We start from the raw sequence: 18,259 nt of genomic DNA on the forward strand, positions 1-18,259 counted from the left end.
AAATTTAGATCCTGTTAATTCAAACGTCTATTAACCATGTGCTGCCACCGACACATCCTGCCATGATTCCCATGTTTTCAATCTTTCTGAGTAAATGTGCTGCACCCAGGGAAAAGTAGTTTTACCCAGCAGTAATCTGAGCGGCGGATTTTCAGAATAAACGAGCTTGACAAGAGCTTTGGCAGTGGCTGCAGGGTTACCTGAATCCTGTTCGCCGGCATGCTGATAAAAATCTTTTCGTACACCGTCGTAAGCCGGTATTGATTCGCTGAGTGCAAGGGAAGTGGTCCCGAAGAAATCTGTAGAAAAACCACCTGGTTCTACTATGGTAACTTTAATGCCAAATCGGCTTACTTCACCCGCGAGTGTTTCAGTAAGGCCTTCAACAGCAAATTTAGTTGCACTATACAGCCCCATTAATGATACCGTATTTAAACCCAGCGCACTTGAAAGCTGAATGATATGTCCCGATTTTTGCTGGCGCATGATAGGCAGAACTGCCTGAATAGTCCATAATGATCCCAATACATTAGTTTCAAACTGAGCTCTTACATCTTGCTCTTTTAATTCCTCTACTGCCCCTATATGTCCAAAACCGGCATTGTTTATTAATACGTCGATGCTGCCAAAGTGCTTTTTTGCAGTTTCAATTGCTTCAAAACTTTCGTTTCGATCAGTAACATCAAGTTTTAGCACTAAAAGAGATGATGAAAATTCTTTATTAAGCTTGTTTAGTGTTTCAGGATTGCGAACGGCCGCAACCACATTATCGCCGCGTTTTAAAAATGCCTCTGCCCAAATTCTTCCGAATCCACGGGAAGCACCTGTTATAAAAATTGTTTTTGCCATGATATTAATTCTTAATATTTTGATATGGACAAAGTTCGCACAGATAGTACAGACGGTTGTGATACAAAAGTAGGCAATAATGAAACATTTTAACGAAATTGTAATGGCTCTGGTTCACTGTTTCAAAGAAGGAATATAAAAAAACAAAATCCCTCTCAATAAATGAGATGGGATTTTGCAGTGCAGTCATTATAAATTATTTTGACTTAGGATTTTTTTGAAACAATCCTCTGTTGTATTCTACGACATCTGGATGTGATGGATAGGAAGGCAGGGCAGAAAGATCAGCTATAGCCTTATCTCTTAATGACGGTGCTGCTTCTTTTACACCATCAGAGATTGCCTGTTTTAATTCTTCTTCATTAAGTTCCGTGCAGTAAGCAGGAGTTCCAGGCTGATGTCTCCAAGATTCAGAAAGTCCGCCCGAGTCAACTGCATCGTAACCGGCATCATTAACTAATGCGGCAATTACTTTTTTAGCCTGCGGATCATCACCCGCTACAGCCATTGCTATTCTGTCTTCAGCACCGCTGTTTTTTCCGCCGTTTGCCAGCGTCTCTGCCAGCAAATTATTGAAAGCTTTTACAACAGGCCTTCCCAATTGCTCGGATACCCAGATACTTTCTACTTTTCCGTTTTTGATCTCTTCAATATCGGCATCACGGAACGGATAATAATTGGATGTGTCTACCACAATTACATTTTCCGGAACGCCTGCCAGCAAATCTTTAGGCAAAGTTGGTATTGCTATGGTAGGCAATGATAAAATAATGACATCTACATCTTTTACAACATTCTTTAGTGTTGCAGCTTCAACACCCAACTCCTCAGCACGGGTCTGTAATTTATCAGCCTGATCTGTATTATTAACTTTTACTTCATGACCGGCTTGTGCCATTTTTTTTGCGATCGTACCGCCTATTGCTCCAGTACCTATTATTCCTATTTTCATATTATATAAGTTTCATTTGTTATAATTTTCAATTTAAACCCTTGGATCAATTCCATACTGATCCGGAACTCCAAGGTGTCCGCGCAAAGTTTTGCATTCATACTCTTTGTGGAAAAGCCCTCGCTCCTGCAGCAGCGGAACAACCTGATCAACAAAGGCATCAATTCCATCCGAATTAACATCAGGTGAAATCCAAAAACCATCTGCAGCACCGGCTTCATACCAAGCCTGCATATGATCTGCCGCTTCTACGCCCGGCCCTGCAATTACAGGATGGTAATCTATCACGCCGTGAGCAAGAATATCAAGAACGGACCAGCCTTGCCTGGCAATTTTCAATGCATTGGAAGAACGAGGATCATAAGGAGATGGACGGGCATTTTCCAGCTGCGCTTCTGATAGCGGTTCATTCATTAAGGAAGGATCAAGTGGAATACCCAGCATTTTTTGCAGGTATTCAAATTTTTGTATAAGTGAACTGCCTCCTAACTGTATCCGGCGATCGAGCGCCGTGCGCCTGTCCTTGGCAATGGTGGTCATCAATCCAGCAATGTATTTTATTTCATCCGGATCACGGCCGTAACTTTTTGCTGCCGCTCTAAATGCATTACGCTGCGCTCTTGCATCTTCAATTGTAAATGCTGCACCTATCACCACATTAGCAAAGCGTCCTGCCAACTGATGTGCATTGGGGCTGCCGCCTGCATGAAAGATGATTGGCTGTCCCTGCTCTGACGGCGGAATGTATAAAGGTCCTCTTGAACCGACGTATTTACCCTGTAAGTTGATTGGAAGAATCTGATCTTTCTTTGCAAACTGACCGCTCTTTTGGTCGTGTATCCAAGCATCTTTGCCCCAGCTCCCCCAAAGTGATTGAATGAGCTGGACAGCCTCATGAGCACGTCCATAACGATCTTGGCTCGACGGAATTCTTTTTCCGTAATTAGCCGCAACATCTTCCCCGCTTGATGTAACTGCATTCCATCCGGCCCTGCCATGGCTCATAATGTCCAATGCCTTAAATTGTCTGGCTAGATTAAAGGGTTCATTAAAAGTGGTTGATCCGGTAGCGACCAATCCAATATATTGAGTTTCTCTGGCAACCGCGGCGAGGGTCATCATTACATCAAGATTGAAAACGGGTGATTCTGTTTCTATATCTGTCATAACTGCACCGGGACCGTCCGGTAAAAATATAAATTGAAATTTTCCACGCTCTGCAGCCTGAGCCTGCTTTACACGGATATCAAAACTCGTGTAGCTTTCGGGATCAACTCCCGGCATACGCCACGCTCCCGATTGAGATCCGTATCCATTTCCAAGATGAAGTCCAATAAGCATTTTTCCCACAGCATTCATAAATTCAATATTTTGATTAATTATATTGCAAAATTAAACAAAATTGCTTTCCTTTGTATAGCTCTTTCCTAAAGGAAAGCGAAATAAATAATTTATCATGCCGAAAAAGAAACCTTATTGTGAGTGCCTAAATACCGTAAAGCCAGTACGGGACACACTTGAAGTAATTAATGGAAAATGGAAATTATCAATCATTATTTCTGTAGGTGTAGGAAACAGCCGATTTACTGAAATTCAAGAGAGTATTCCAGGATTAACTCCAAAAGTCCTTTCTAAAGAACTTAAGGAACTTGAACAGCACCAGCTGATCAAACGAATTATAACGAACGATTATCCTGTCAAAATATCGTATTGCTTAGAACCCTATGCAGATACCTTGACCCCTATTATCTACGCTATGAAAGATTGGGGATTAAACCATAAGAAAAAAATATTTCAAGAAAGATAATATTGCAGAAATTAAATTACTTAGCTAATGCTTTTGTTTACAAAATGTAGCTACATTTATTTTTGGCCTTTAGGTGAATATAAAATTATCTGATTAGGTTACAGGGCAAAATCTTGTATAAAACTTAATAAATTTTGCATCAATCCCAAAAGGACATCAAAACCAAATTAATAAAGCCTATGAAAAACACACACTAAATATAGTAAGCAAAATTTTTACATTCTTCATAAAATTTGGAAAAATTTTTCCTTTCGATCTTACCAAACCAAATGGCGCCAATTGAAGACAATTGGCGCCATTTTTTACATACATAATATTTAATATTAAGTAATTCCGCCTCATTACATCTTTTCAATACTAGGAGGAATCAATTTATACATCACCGGCGTTACAATTCGTGATAATATTGTAGAACTGATTAAACCGCCAATTAACACAATTGCCAATGGTGCGATCAAAGGATTTGAGTTTAACGCAATCGGAATTAAACCACAAATTGCAGTAATTGAAGTCAGTACTACAGGCAGAAAACGCGTTTCTCCTGCAATTGAAATAGCTTCATCGATCGAATGTCCTTCCTGTCTTAGCTGATTGGTAAAATCTACCAGCAGCAAAGAGTTCTTTACCTGAATTCCCGAAAGACCAATAAAACCGATTATAGCAACCAAAGACATCGGGCTTCCATTGAGAAGCAATAATAACACACCACCTAAAATCCCCAACGGTATGATAGATAATACAATAATAATTCCTTTAAAAGTTTTAAACTGCAGCAGTAAAACTGCAACAAACAAAAAGGTACTCAAAATAATTACTGCCAAAAAGTTACCGCCTAACGCATCGCCTTCCGATTCTTTCTCACCCGATAATTTGTAATAATATCCTTTTGGCATTTTCAATTGATCCAGTTTTGGAACAATGTGCGTCAATAAATCATTGGCATAATACCCTTTTGCTGATAAAGCGGTTACTTTTGAAAAGCGTGATTTATTAAAGTGATTAATTGCAGTTGGAGAAGTTTCAAACGAAATTTCAGCAATCTGGTTCAGTGCAATCGGGGTTCCCTGAAGGTTATTTACGTACAGGTTTTTCAAAGCATCGAGGTTCGAAAATTTATCTCGGGGCAATGTCAGCGTAACATTTCTGGCATCTCCCCTGTCATCTATATAATCGCCAACTGTTAATCCTGCTACCGAAAGACGAATTAACTTATCTACATCGCTCGTCAATACGCCCAATGTTCTAGCTTTTTCTTTATTGATTTTGACTTTAACATCTGTTTTATAAGTATTCAGCTCATTGTTGATATACACGGTTCCTTCCTGATTTCTAAGAATAGTCTCTACCTGTGAAGAAAGCTTACGTAACACTTCCTGATCTTCACCAAATAATCTTACGACAATATTAGCTTCTAATGGTGTTCCCTGTTCAAAATCTTTTACCTCTACCTTTGCATAAGGCATTGTTTTGAATTTATTTCGAAGTTGTTCAATCAAAGCTGTTTTTTCTGATGGTTTTGCTTCATCTTCGAGCTGGACAAAAATCTGGGCAAAATCGGGTTTTCTGTCCTGGGGATGCACATTGTAATAAATCTGCGGATTTCCTTTACCAACGTTCGAAGTGTAATACACAATTTCCTTATGATTTTTAAGCTCTGCTTCTACAATTTTGGTCACACGGTCACTTTCTAAAATATTGGCCTGAAGGGGCATTTTTATATTGATCAGAAACATCGGTTTTTCTGAAGTTGGAAATAATTTAAAACCCGTCACTTTAAACAATCCAAAAGCAGTTATGCTTAAGACTATAGAAATAGCAATAGTTGTTCTAGGATATTTTAATGCTTTGGGCATAATATCACTATACGCTCTGGTCAGGAATTTTTGCAGATACTGAAGAAAAATATTTCCTCCCGCATGATCGTGCGTTTTTAAAAATCGGCTTCCTAAAAACGGCACCAAAGTCAAAGCGACAATCATCGATGCCAGTACACTGGTAATAACTGCCATTGGAAGACTTCTGATAAATTCTCCCGAAACATCCGGCAGGAAAGCAAGCGGTAAAAAAGCAATGATAAGTGTTGCGGTACATCCTACTACTGCAATTCCGATTTGTTTGGTACCTTTAAGGACTGCATCCATTTTAGAATGTCCTTCCCGCAGCCATCGCTCTATGTTTTCCACTACCACAATACTGTCATCCACCAATAATCCCAAAGCTACTACCAGACCTACGATACTTAACTGATTTAAAGAAAAGCCAAAAGCATTCATTGCAATTAATCCTAATGCGAGGGATAACGGAATGGAAATCATCACAATTCCCGAAGCTCTTAAACCTAATGGAAGCAGAGTAACAATTACCAAAACAATTGCCAGTGTAAAATCAAAACCTAAATGTCCCAAACGCTGCGATACCATATTGGCCTGATCGAAGTTTTTTATTAATTTGATGTTTGATGGTAATTCTTTAGAAAATTCATCAACAATTGGCAGGAATTCTTTCTGCACATCTGTAATGTTTACATTGTCTTTCATACCAGCTGTAACCAGTACACATCGGTGTCCGTTGATGCGGGTAATATGATCGACAACCTGCGACTTGTAGCCTACTTCGGCTACATCTTTCATATAGATTATTTTACCGTTAGCATTGTAGATTACTGTATTGGATACATCGTCCGCATTTTTAAATTTACCGCTGGTTTTTACATTAAATACTTTACTGCCTAAATCAATGCTTCCTCCTGGAATATCGGCCGCTTCGCTCTGCAGGCTTGCCATGACAACATTTAACGGAATTTTTAATTGGGCCAACTTTTCCAGCTGTAAATCAATACGAATTTCCTGCTCGGGAATTCCAGCATATTTTACATCTTTCAGATTGGTAATTTTCTCAATTTTAGATTTAAGTTTATCCGCTTCATCACGAAGTTTTTTGTCTGATGCATTTTCTGAAACCAACGCTATCTGAAGGATTTTCACATCAGAAGAAGCAATTTTTTCGGTTTTTATCTGATAAATATCTTTTGGAAGTTCGCTGTTTTTAAGGGCATTCATTTCCGTGGAAATTTCCTGATATTTATTATCAACATCTACTCCGTATTTAAATTTTACCTGAAAAGCTGCAACACCGTCTTCTACTGTGGTTAATATTTTTTCGATGTTTTCGAGTCCGTAAATTTTATTCTCGATTGGTTTTACAACCTGCTCCTCCATATCCTTTGGACTTGTCCCGGGATAAATTACTGTAATTAAATATTGCGGCGGATGCGTTGAAGGATCTTCCGCTCTCGGCATGGTAAACAGCGTAAGATAGCCTACCACAGCAACCAGCAGAAATATAATCAGCGTAAACTGATAATTTTTAACAGCAAAGTTTGTTATTTTCATAATACTGATTATTTAATGATCTTGATAGTTGATTGTTCGTTCAGATAAGCACTGTTGGAGATCACAATCTGATCTGTTTTCTGAAGACCTTCTTTTATGAATACTTTATTGTTCTCAAATTTATTAATGGTCACCGGCTGGCGTTTTACTTTGTTGTTTTCCACAATAAAAACAAACGCTTTGTTTCCGTCAGCTTCAATAAGCGAATTGTACGGAATGATGATGAAATCTTCTGATTGTTCTGCCTTTATTTCGGCTTTTCCAAACATTCCCACCGCTGGTTTACTTTTTTTAAGGCTCAGTTTTAATTCGACTTGAAAGGAGCCCAATGCCGCATCTGCCGCCTGCGATTTTCTAAAAATAAAGGCATCGAATTTTTCATCAGGATAACCGTCAAGCGTCACAGTGGCTTTCTGCCCTACTTTTACCGCGGCCCATTCTTTGTCTGTCAATCCTACTTTTAGCAGATAATTATTGTTTTGGCTGGTTTCATTTATAGCCAGAATTGGTGATCCTGCGCCAACTACTTCTCCTTCGTTTGCTATTTTTTTCGAAACAAAACCATCTGCAGCAGCATAAATTTTAGAATAACGCGCATTAAAAGCAACCGCATCTTTCTGCTTTTTAGCAATGTCAAGACCCGTTTTGGTATTCTGAAGCTGTTCTAATGTATACACACTGTCTTTGTACAAATTGCTAGCTCGTTTATAATCACGCTCGTACTTTTTGAGATTCAAATCGGTTTGGTTCAATCCTGCATTAATCTCTGTTTCGTCTAATGATGCCAGAAGCTGGCCTTTCTTAAAAAACTGGCCTTCTTCAACATAAATACGACTGATGATCCCTCCTATTTTAAATCCGTAATTGGCCTGATTTTCTGTTGTTACTAAACCTGATGCGCTTATGGTATTGTTAAGAGCAAAAGATTCGACCGGAGCTGTTTTAATCGGGATGACATCTGCGCTTTCAAAGGGCGAATTTTCCTTTTTTTCTTCTTTACAAGCGTAAAAAAGTGTTAAAGCAAGCAATATAATCAACCCTTTTTTGGAGGCTGCGATATCTTTTTTTAGATATTTGTGAATCGTTAATTTCATGTTTTTTGTTTTTAGTTAAAAGTAAAAGTGGCGTTGGCTCTTTCTAATTCTGCAAAAGCAATCCAGGAGTTATAAAGCGAAATATTAGTGTTAAGCTGCGCATTTACCCATTGGTTCTGTGCATCCAGCAGTTCTATATATATTGCCTGACCTTCCTTGTATAATTTGGTAATGTCATCATTGTATTTTTTGGCCGACTGTTTTTGATTTTTATCAGCATAGAACTGCTCTAAAGTGGATTTTAGATTGTTCTGTGAAACCTGAAACTGAAGCAGTAACTGCTGTTTTACATTATCAGTTTGTGAAATGATTTTTTTACTGTCTTCTTGAACTTGTTTCAGCTTCCATTTGTTTTTGTTTCCCGAAAAAATATTCCACTCCAGCCCCACTCCGGCAAAATAGTAGCGTGAGTTTTTATCTGCTTCAAAATCAAAATCCTGAATTCCGAAATCGGCAAAACCACTTACTTTTGGCAGCCAGTACGAGTTGGTTAGTTTGCTTACATTTTCGTTTATTTCTTTTGCCTGAGTGAGCTTTTGCAACTCTTCTCTATTTTGGGTATTTTCTGAAAGTACTTCTGTTGGCGGTGCTTCACTCTCATCAGTATCTATTACGGCATCAAGTTTTTGATTCAATAAAAAATTAAAATACGATCTTGCATTATTACTGGTTTGTCGGGCGGTTTCTAAATTCGCCTGAATGCGGATTACCTCATTATCACTTCGTAAAACGGCAGTCCGGTTTATTTTTTCATTTTTAAATAAAGCCTGATTTACCCTTTGGTTTTCTTTTACCAAAGCCAGAGCATCTTCATAAATCTTAATTCCTTCAACCGACTGCAGATATTTGTAATAGGCAATCTTAATTTCCTTTACTAACTCTCTTTGATAGATTTCGAGTTCTATTTTTTGAAGCGTCGTCTGCTGGGTTTTTATTCTTTTATTATAAATAATTTCAAAATTCAGCAATGGCATCGTGGTATGAATTTTAGCATCATAAAAATTATCCGGATTTATCAAGACCGACTGATTTTCTAACATTGGAAAAGCGTTAGAATTGGTAATTTGATTTAAAGTACTATACACCGGATTCAGCATATCTCCAATCGGAATATCGATTGTCCTTCCGCCTTCTGTTTTGGTGTAACTTCCGTTTAAGGAAACTGTTGGATAAAATAAGGCTCGTGCTTCTTTTAAGGCATACATGCTTTTATTAATGTCAAAATTATGCTGCTTGATTACTTCGTTATTTTTTAAGCCAGTCTGTATATAACTTTCGAGCTTGTTCTGTGCATACCCTAAATATCCTAGACAGAGTATTGCAAAAGTTAGTTTAATTTTCATTTATTATACGTTGTTTATTATTTGAACGTTGTTCATTTTTTTGGCAAAAAAATTTTTAAAGCTTTTCTATCATTTTTAAAAATTCATTGTATCCGTCATACAAAATGGTATCCGGATTCGTAAAATTTACATTTTTAATTCTCTGGTGAATTTCCAGACAGCACATACCATGTACCAAACTCCAAACCATAAATGCCAGCGGCTCTACACTATGGCCTTTAAAATAACCTTTGTTAATACATTCTTCAATAGTTTTTTTAACTAATCCAAATGCTGTACATCCTTCATCCCAATCTTCATTCTCGGAGTCTTTCAGAAATTCTATTGGAGCTTTTAGATTAAACATCAAATCGTACATTTCAGAATTTTCGATGGCAAACTTGATATAGGTAAATCCCATTTTCTTTAATCTTTCCTTCGGATCTTCTATAGTATATAGCTCCATAAAATAACTATCTAATTCCTGAAAACCTATTGTATGAAGATCATGGAGAATATCATTTTTATCTTTAAAATAAACATAAACAGTCCCTACACTGTAGTTAATTTCTTCAGCAATGTTTCTTATGGTAGTCTGTTCAATTCCTTTTTCAACAAAAAGCTTTTTAGCACCTTTTAATATCAGGGCTTTTAAAGCTTCTTTCTCTTTTGCTTTTCTATCAATTGTACTCATACTTATTTTTATTCCAGGCTTGCTGCAGACAAAGATATAAAATAAAATGAACGCCGTTCATTTTTTATTCAGTTAAATATTTTTATACAAATTAAGATTGCAATCTGGCCGTAATACCTTTATGATTCAATAACTTGTAAGCTAACTTTGGTAAAAATCTATTTAACAGATAAATCGCTTTTGTATCGCCAACACGAATAGTGTACGTATTGTTTTTTAATCCTTTTATCAAAGCATCAATTAGCACATCTGGTGTTATCGATTTACCTTCCATTCCCTCAGACATATTTGTTTTTACCAACGGCGGCAATAATTCAAATATTTTTATTCTGCTTCCAATTATCTGTAAATGATCTCGTAATGCTTCTGTATAAAAACGTACTGCAGCTTTTGATGCTGAATAAGTCGGTACAAGATTAGACGGGGTGTAACTCAATATCGATGATGTATTGATAATAGCTGCTTCTTTTCTGCTTTTAAGCATATCCAGAAAAAGATCATTTAAGAGAATAACTCCTAAGTAGTTGGTATTAATTTCTATGGCAGCTTTTTCAAAATGTTTTGAATTACTGAAACCTAAATTATCCTGGCCATTCATAATTCCGGCATTGTTATAAAGTATATCGATACCGCCCATTTCATTAATTTGATTGTACAAAGCAACCGCAGCTTCCTGACTGGACGCATCACTTTTAATGGTCGTAATGGATGGATGCATTTTTTTGGCAAGATCTAATTTTTTCTGATCTCTTCCTGTAATAATTACTTTAGCGCCTTCTGTAATGAATTGTTTTGCAGCCTCTAATCCGATTCCGGCAGAGCCGCCTGTAATCAAAATTGTCTTACCTTTTAATTCCATAATTTTTCTATTTAGTTTATTATTTCTATATTTGCTTGCAAAATGCAAGTGCAAATATAAATACAATTACTTGCAAAAAGCAAGTGATTTTAAATTTATTTTATGAAAACTCAAAAAAAGAGATCAGACTGCCCGGTAAGTTTTTCACTTGAAGCCTTTGGTGACAAGTGGTCGCTGTTGATTGTGAGAGATTTAATGCTTAAAAAAAAATGTACCTATGGCGAATTATCCAAATCTGATGAGAAGATCGCAACTAACATTTTGGCTGCTCGACTGCTTTCATTAGAAGAAAACGGAATTATTCAGAAAATGGAGCATCCCGACAGTAAAGCCAAAGTATTATATCAATTGACACAGAAAGGAATGGATTTAATTCCAATAATTGTTGAAATTAATCTTTGGGCAGAAAAGTATACCGACATTCCTGAAAAAAGAAAGGAATTGCTGGCACAAATGAATGCTGATAAGGAAGGATTTATTAAAAATGCTTTTAAAGAACTTGAATCAAATCTATAGTATATATTACATAGCTACTACTTTTTTTGCCACAATAAATTTGGGCTGGAATGTGCATGACAAAACACGCCTCCTGCAGGTGTAAAACTGCCTCCAATTTTGTTACACAAGCTAAGGCGGTTTTAATAAAAGAGGTTAGCGATTTGTTTTTTGAAGCTGTATTTTCCTTCAATCCCCAACAGGACATCTAAACCAAATTCATTAAGCCACTGGGAGACAAGTGACTACATATAATAAGCCAATTTCTTCAAATCATCCAAAAAAAATGTTGAAATTTGTCCCGTCGGGGTCACTCAGCCAGATGGCGCCAATTGAAGACAATTGGCGCCATTTTTTCATTTACACTAATAAATACGGTGGCTTTGAGTCATTTTTGCTTTTATTTTCTTTCTCTAAAATAATAGAAAAATTGCTTCAGCGTGTATATTTAGATGAAAAATAATACAAATAGTTAATTTATCATTCGATAACTTAACAGGATTCGAACCCCCAGAATATTATAGAAATTGACTCTATATAATCTCCAAATTGCTTTCAATTACTATTTAATGACAAATAATGAAATCTGATTTCAAAACGTATTTAAGTATATTATTGCTATATTTGCTTAAGAGCCTGCCAGCGATGCCATTCCGATTAAAAAAGCTGGCCGAACAGTCAAAACCAATATGTCATTTACTCCAGATGTCCACTATACTCAAAAACCATATAGCCAAATTTGCACAGGTATCAGACAATGACTTTGAGCAAATCAAAAAATTCTTCGACATAAAACAAACGTGTAAAAAAGAGAACCTGCTAAAGGAGGGACAGATCTGCCGTCATCATTATTTTGTTTTGGACGGCCTGCTTAGAAAGTTTTATATTAACGAGAAAGGTACCGAACAAACCACGGAATTTGCCATAGAAACATGGTGGCTTACCGATAACTTTGCCTACGAGAACCAGCTCGCGACAGAATTTTATATTCAGGCAGTAGAGAAATCAACATTGCTTTACATCACTTTGGAGAAGCAGCAGAAGCTGCTGGAAGAGTTTCCGGTAATGGAGCGCTATTTCCGTTTTGTCTACCAGAGGGCTTATGCAGCCGCACAGAAACGCATCAAATTTCTTTTCTCGTTCTCTAAGGAAGAGTTTTATTTCCAGGCAGTCAGAAACCACCCCGAATTCATCCAGCGTGTTCCCCAATACCTCATCGCTTCCTATCTAGGATTCACGCCCGAATACTTGAGCGAAATACGCAAAAGGCTTCTTTCTTAAACCAGTTTAAGTTTTTTCCTTTCCCTATTATTGAATTTTGCATTGAACAATTTTAAAAGAATAATACAATGCAAAAACGACTTAACATTAAGCAGGCCGCTCCGGATGCACTAAAAGCGATGATAGGACTTGAAAGCTACCTTTCAAAAATTTCCATATCCAAGACAGCCAAAGAACTCATAAAGATACGTGCCTCGCAGATCAACGGCTGTGCCTACTGCATCAACATCCACACTCAGGACGCCGTTAAAAACGGCGAGTCAAACCAGCGCATTTTTCTCTTGAGTGCTTGGAGAGAAGCTGGGGACATTTTTACAGAAGAGGAAAAAGTGGTGCTCGCGGTAACTGAAGAGATAACACTAATTCATGAGAACGGATTAACGGATGAAACCTATACAAAGGCCTTACAGTATTTCAGTGAAAGCCAGATAGCAGATATAATAACGGCCGTCATAACAATCAATCTTTGGAACAGGGTTGTTCTCAGTACCCATCTCCGAATAGGAGAAAGTCTTGCATAACTTGTAAAAAACTAGTTTAATTACGATGCATCCAAAAGTTTAGAATTATAATTAAATTTGAAGACAATAAGCCCGATTTGTTTCGGGCTTATTGCTTTTACGAAAAACTCATTTAAAAGCACCAATTAGGATAGAAATGCTCCAGTGGAACAACAATCAAATAATTCATACAGCCAAAGAAAGACAATCCTGCCTTAACTTAAACAATCTTTTAAAATCCTGCATAAATTTTGTAAATTTATATATCAGTTTAATGCGATGGATCAATTGAGTTTTTACAATTTTTGCATCAATCCTACTCAGGACATCCGAACCAATTTTTTAACGCCAATGAAAGACAGACATTACATATAGAAAGCCAATCTCTTCAAATCATCCAAAAATGATGTTGAAATTTGTCCTGTCCCCGTCACTACAAAAAAATGAAAGCCTGCGAAGTGTATATTTTGCAGGCTTTTTTTGGTTCGAAAATTTGGCAGTGTTTCAAAGTTAGTGATATGAGATTTTGGAATTCTAACCTTTTGAAATTGAACAAATTTTAGGAATAAATAATTTAAAAATGAGCATTACTGCTCATCTTTTTTGTTTTAATATTGCCTTAAATGAGCTAAAATGAGTAAAAATCCGACATAGTGCTCCAGAGTTAGTGATTATATGAATTGTCCAAAATGTAAAGAAAAAAGGTTATTAAAAACGGGAGAACAAAAACTACAAACAGCAGTACTATTGTAAAATATGCTGTTACCGTCTTATTGAAAATTATACCAATCAAGCTTACAAATTAGATATCAATCAAAAGACTGTTCAATTAACCAAAGAAGGTTAAAGTGTTTTTTACTGCTGTTCAAATGGAAAATAATGCGATTTAATTTAGAAAATGGTCTAACATTTACTTGAATTTTTTGCACTCATAACTTCAATTATTAATTGCTGTTCGACTGAGTCAAAAAAAAGGTTTGCTTCAGGTGCCTTCAAGAAGTCTTAGCCAGCAGCAAGGGCTTGCAAATTGATTTCTTGCCTAAATTTAATATTGAAGCCTATAATTTTTTAAATTAGCCAAGTCAACAGCCGTTAACTCCCAATTAAAATGCAATTTAAAAATGAATTAACTGATATAATTGTAAAAGATGAACAAATGATCAGCACACTCACCAGGGTTAAAAATCTAAACCTAAATGATTGCTGGATTGGCGCAGGATTTGTAAGAAATAAAGTTTGGGATATTTTACATGGACAAAAAACTATGAAACTAAATGATATAGATGTGGTCTTTTTTGATGAAAGCAATATTTCAGAAAACTTAGAAAAAAAAATTGAGCATCAACTTACTCAAATAAGTCCAGAGGATAATTGGTCTGTCAAAAATCAGGCACGAATGCATTTTCGTAATAATCATCCTAAATATATTAATACTGAAAATGCAATTTCCCACTGGCCGGAAACAGCGACAGCAGTTTCGGTAAGATTAAATCCAAATGATCAAATTGAAATTCTGGCTCCATACGGTTTATACGATTTATTCAATTTAATAGTTAAGCCAACTCCAAATTTCGATTTAATTCTTTTCCAAAAAAGAGTAAATGAAAAACAGTGGAAAAAGCAATGGGAAAATCTCAAAATATATGACAACAGTTAAATGCAGCGGATACATTTTTGCCACAGAAAGTTAGGCGGTTTTTAACGATATGCGACTGTTAGCTTTATGGCAAAATCGTGGCACTTGCTATTTTAAGCAACTATAAACATAGTAAAATCAACTCCTTCTGCCTTTAGGTTCGAAACTGTATTAAAACATTCCTTTTAGCATCAATTATGAACCTGATCAAGCGAAATAATTTAAATTATAAATCCCATCAATAGCCAAAAAAAAAGAGCTGTTGGCAAAACAGCTCTTTTAGGTTTTTCAAGTAATGTACAAGCTTACTAATTCATATACTTCAAAATAAAAATCAATGAAAAACCATTTTATTGTTACTATTGAGGATCAGCACTGCGAGTTTTCGATTTCATAATCACCTCAACCGTTTTTGTTGCAGCAAAAAACTGCTTGGCAAAAACTTTTATGTCTGCCGGAGTAATTTCATCGAGGGTTTTCCTGTAAATCGTGTCATCTTTAAATTCTTCATTATTTAAAAGCATGCTATTTAAATTGCCAAGCCAAAAACTATTGGTTAAAACTTTTTCGGCTCTTGATTTCAAAACTGTATTTTTTACCGATTGGACATCTTCTTCTTTTGCCACTTTTTGCTGCATTGATTCAATTTGCCCATAAACAATTTTGGTCAGCTTTTCTTCTTTCTCAGGATCAGAATCAAAATTAATTGTCATCGCATACTGGTCAGAAGGAAGTCTGCTCACGCTGGAAGACACATGCACGCCATAGCTTCCGCCCTCTTCTTCACGGATCAAATCCATGTATTTTTTAGATAATAATTCAGATAAAATATGAAGCGTAAAAACATTTTTATAGGTGTAAGGAAACTCTTTTACAAATCGGATATAGACACTTGCCTTTGGCACATTCATTTCACGGATTACTACCTGTTTGGCAACTCCATCAGCTGGACTGATGCGATTGTCTATAAAATTTTCGGTTTTGCTGCTGTCGCATGAAATGCTGCCAATGTATTTTTCAATCAGCGAAAGCGTATTGTCAGGCAGATTTCCAGTGAAAATGAAAGTAAAATCGGCCGCGTTTTGAATCCTGTTTTTATAGATTTCTGATGCTTTTTCAAAACTCAATTGTTTGAGATATGCTTCATTAAAAAGTGGAAGCCTTTTATTGCGATTTGAATTTAAAAGCGAAATGGTATCCTGAAAAACTTTAGCGTTTGCATTTGCCGCATTTTCTAAAGAATTGCTAAAACCAGTGAGCATTCTTGCGTACGAATCTTTATCAAATCTTGGATTCTCAAAATACAAGTAAAGCAGCTGCAATAAAGTTTCTACATCTTTTTGATTGCTCGAACCTTTAAAACCTTCTGTCAATTCTGTAATATATGGTTTTAGACTTACAATTTTTCCGTTTAACTTATCCTGTAAATCAGTGCTTTTAAATTTACCCAATCCAGAGCTTTCCACTAAACCAACCGCAATCTGCGAAGATGGAATATCCTCTGTTTTAATTAAAGAGCTTCCTCCTCTGCTAAATGCCGAAAACAAGACTTCATCTTTTGACAGCGCTGTTGGATACAGAATAATTTTCGCTCCGTTATTTAAGACATAGCCTTTTGCTGCCGCAATTCCGTCAACTTTAAATTCTTTAGATACTTTAGAGCCTTTTAATGCTGCTGCAATCAAAGGCTGGTCCGTATCTGCCTGCTGGTATTTTTCTAAAGGCATTTTTTTAACCGATTCCATAATATCCAGATAGTCTTCTTTTGAAGGATAGACTGCATCGCTTTTATCAGGGCCGGTAACTGTTAAAACAACATTATCGGCAGTCTGCAGTTTCTTTACTGCCTGATTTATTTCCGAAAGCGTAATCGAAGCCAGACTTTTTTTGATGTTTTCATATTGCGTTTCAATGCTTTGAAACGGAACCGCTTTCAGGAAATAATTAACCAGTTCTTCTGCAAATTCATCGCTGCTTATTTTGTCTTTATTCTGAAGCAGATCTTCGTAATAGCTTAAAATTCCCTCTTTATTCCGGTCTAATTCTTTTTGCGTAAAACCATAGCGGACTGCTCTTTCGGTTTCGATCATCAATTCCTTAAACCCAGCGGCCGTCTTATTGTTTTTTGGAACAACATACAAGCTGAATGAATTGGTTAATCTTGATACTTCTGAAGCTCCTCCCGCCATTTTCAAAACTGATGACTGGTTATTCTGAATAAATTCCTGATAACGCCTATTCAACATATCGGCACATAAATTATGGACCAAATCCTTTCTTATGCTTGCCGCATTTTTAGCTTTATCAAAATCTTTTTTATAATAAAGCACTATGGCTGTTTCCTGCGCTTCTTTATCTTTTGCCAAAACATATTCTATTCCTTTATTTTTAGGAATTGAGACATAATAGCGTTTCGCAGGATTTTTTGGCATTTCGATCGAGGAAAAAAGTTTTATAATCTTTTGTTCCACTTGCGCCACATTGACATCGCCAACCACAATAATGGCTTGCAAATCTGGGCGGTACCATTTTTTATAATAATCTCTAAGCACCTGATATCCAAAATTATTGATGATATTTAAATCGCCAATAACATCACGCTTTGCATATTTGGAACCTTTAAACAGGGTTTTATCCGTTTCCAAACGAAGCCTGAAATCTGAGTCTCTTCTTGTTCTCCACTCTTCCCTAATAACACCTCGTTCTGCATCGATTTCCGCTTCTTTTAAAGAAAGAAAACCAGACCAGTCATGCAGGGCTAAAAGGCAGGAATCTACCAATTTATCATCTGTCGAAGGCACATTGCTTAAATTATAAACCGTTTGATCCTGAGCTGTGTAAGCATTAATATCAGCACCAAAACGGACTCCATTTTTCTCGAGCATATCGATAATTCCTTTTCCTTCAAAGTTTTGAGTTCCGTTAAAAGCCATGTGCTCCAGGAAATGTGCCAATCCGTTCTGATCGTCGTTCTCCAGAATGGCACCCACATTTTGAGCGAAATAAAAACTCACACGATCTTTTGGCCATTGGTTATGGAGCACGTAATATTTCATTCCGTTTTTTAAAGTTCCCCAAGCCACATCTTTACTGAGCGGAATCGTGGTCGAAAACTGCGCACTGCTTTTAAATCCAATCAATAGGATCAGAAGAAAGCATTTTGATGGAAAGATTTTCATTTGATATTTTTTGCTTTTTTTAAAGATTGTTTTTTTATTTAAGCACATAGAAACATAGGTCTCCCTTTCCAGAAAAGCCTGCAAAAAGAAACCCGTTTCCCGCACATATTCCAAAAGCACTGGGATGTGCTAAAAATGAAATGCCTAAATTAAGGCTGCAAAAGCTATGCTTCTATGCCTTAAAAGATAATAAGGCTAA

Annotated in this window: 14 protein-coding genes; 5 read left to right on the forward strand and 9 right to left on the reverse strand. The window is 36.5% G+C overall.

Translation table 11 applies throughout. From position 1 onward, the window contains the following. Positions 1–30 precede the first annotated feature (30 nt). From V6624_RS18480 to V6624_RS18490, 3 genes are all read right to left on the reverse strand, one after another. Positions 31–849 (reverse strand): SDR family NAD(P)-dependent oxidoreductase, encoded by an 819-nt coding sequence (locus tag V6624_RS18480; RefSeq protein ID WP_338839698.1) that lies wholly within the window; start codon positions 847–849, stop codon positions 31–33. 196 nt (positions 850–1,045) lie between these two features. Next, complete coding sequence (locus V6624_RS18485) at positions 1,046–1,801, reverse strand: NADPH-dependent F420 reductase (RefSeq protein ID WP_338839699.1); 756 nt, start codon at positions 1,799–1,801, stop codon at positions 1,046–1,048. Between the two features lie 33 nt (positions 1,802–1,834). Beyond that, positions 1,835–3,160: an NtaA/DmoA family FMN-dependent monooxygenase gene (locus tag V6624_RS18490; RefSeq protein ID WP_338839700.1), complete on the reverse strand. Its 1,326-nt coding sequence runs from the start codon at positions 3,158–3,160 to the stop codon at positions 1,835–1,837. A gap of 97 nt (positions 3,161–3,257) precedes the next feature. Between V6624_RS18490 and V6624_RS18495 the strand changes: the two genes are divergently transcribed. Continuing rightward, complete coding sequence (locus V6624_RS18495) at positions 3,258–3,608, forward strand: winged helix-turn-helix transcriptional regulator (RefSeq protein ID WP_089051453.1); 351 nt, start codon at positions 3,258–3,260, stop codon at positions 3,606–3,608. Between the two features lie 341 nt (positions 3,609–3,949). Here the strand turns inward: V6624_RS18495 and V6624_RS18500 are convergent, their stop codons facing one another. The 5 genes from V6624_RS18500 to V6624_RS18520 all read right to left on the reverse strand — a co-directional run bounded on the left by V6624_RS18500 (position 3,950) and on the right by V6624_RS18520 (position 10,969). After that, complete coding sequence (locus V6624_RS18500) at positions 3,950–7,000, reverse strand: efflux RND transporter permease subunit (protein WP_338839703.1); 3,051 nt, start codon at positions 6,998–7,000, stop codon at positions 3,950–3,952. A gap of 8 nt (positions 7,001–7,008) precedes the next feature. Then, on the reverse strand, positions 7,009–8,094 hold the full coding sequence (locus V6624_RS18505) for an efflux RND transporter periplasmic adaptor subunit (RefSeq protein WP_338839704.1): 1,086 nt from the start codon (positions 8,092–8,094) through the stop codon (positions 7,009–7,011). 11 nt (positions 8,095–8,105) lie between these two features. Then, complete coding sequence (locus tag V6624_RS18510) at positions 8,106–9,437, reverse strand: TolC family protein (RefSeq protein ID WP_338839705.1); 1,332 nt, start codon at positions 9,435–9,437, stop codon at positions 8,106–8,108. 55 nt (positions 9,438–9,492) lie between these two features. Then, positions 9,493–10,110 (reverse strand): TetR/AcrR family transcriptional regulator, encoded by a 618-nt coding sequence (locus tag V6624_RS18515; protein WP_338839706.1) that lies wholly within the window; start codon positions 10,108–10,110, stop codon positions 9,493–9,495. Positions 10,111–10,201: 91 nt separating this feature from the next. Then, positions 10,202–10,969 carry an SDR family oxidoreductase gene (locus V6624_RS18520; RefSeq protein WP_338839707.1) on the reverse strand — a complete coding sequence of 256 codons (768 nt, stop codon included), beginning with the start codon at positions 10,967–10,969 and terminating at the stop codon, positions 10,202–10,204. Positions 10,970–11,071: 102 nt separating this feature from the next. Between V6624_RS18520 and V6624_RS18525 the strand changes: the two genes are divergently transcribed. The 4 genes from V6624_RS18525 to V6624_RS18540 all read left to right on the forward strand — a co-directional run bounded on the left by V6624_RS18525 (position 11,072) and on the right by V6624_RS18540 (position 14,902). Next, positions 11,072–11,485: a helix-turn-helix domain-containing protein gene (locus V6624_RS18525; protein ID WP_338839708.1), complete on the forward strand. Its 414-nt coding sequence runs from the start codon at positions 11,072–11,074 to the stop codon at positions 11,483–11,485. Between the two features lie 684 nt (positions 11,486–12,169). Continuing rightward, positions 12,170–12,745 (forward strand): Crp/Fnr family transcriptional regulator, encoded by a 576-nt coding sequence (locus tag V6624_RS18530; RefSeq protein ID WP_338841917.1) that lies wholly within the window; start codon positions 12,170–12,172, stop codon positions 12,743–12,745. Positions 12,746–12,813: 68 nt separating this feature from the next. Next, the gene (locus V6624_RS18535) at positions 12,814–13,266 is read left to right on the forward strand and encodes a carboxymuconolactone decarboxylase family protein (protein ID WP_066034741.1); all 453 of its coding nucleotides are present in this window, start codon (positions 12,814–12,816) and stop codon (positions 13,264–13,266) included. 1,087 nt (positions 13,267–14,353) lie between these two features. Further along, positions 14,354–14,902 carry a nucleotidyltransferase family protein gene (locus V6624_RS18540; protein ID WP_338839710.1) on the forward strand — a complete coding sequence of 183 codons (549 nt, stop codon included), beginning with the start codon at positions 14,354–14,356 and terminating at the stop codon, positions 14,900–14,902. 338 nt (positions 14,903–15,240) lie between these two features. On the opposite strand, the gene V6624_RS18545 is transcribed toward V6624_RS18540, so the two are convergent. Then, positions 15,241–18,060 carry an insulinase family protein gene (locus tag V6624_RS18545; protein ID WP_338839712.1) on the reverse strand — a complete coding sequence of 940 codons (2,820 nt, stop codon included), beginning with the start codon at positions 18,058–18,060 and terminating at the stop codon, positions 15,241–15,243. Positions 18,061–18,259: the final 199 nt, after the last annotated feature.

It is taken from the genome of Flavobacterium ginsenosidimutans (genome assembly GCF_037478105.1).
Lineage (GTDB): Bacteria > Bacteroidota > Bacteroidia > Flavobacteriales > Flavobacteriaceae > Flavobacterium > Flavobacterium ginsenosidimutans.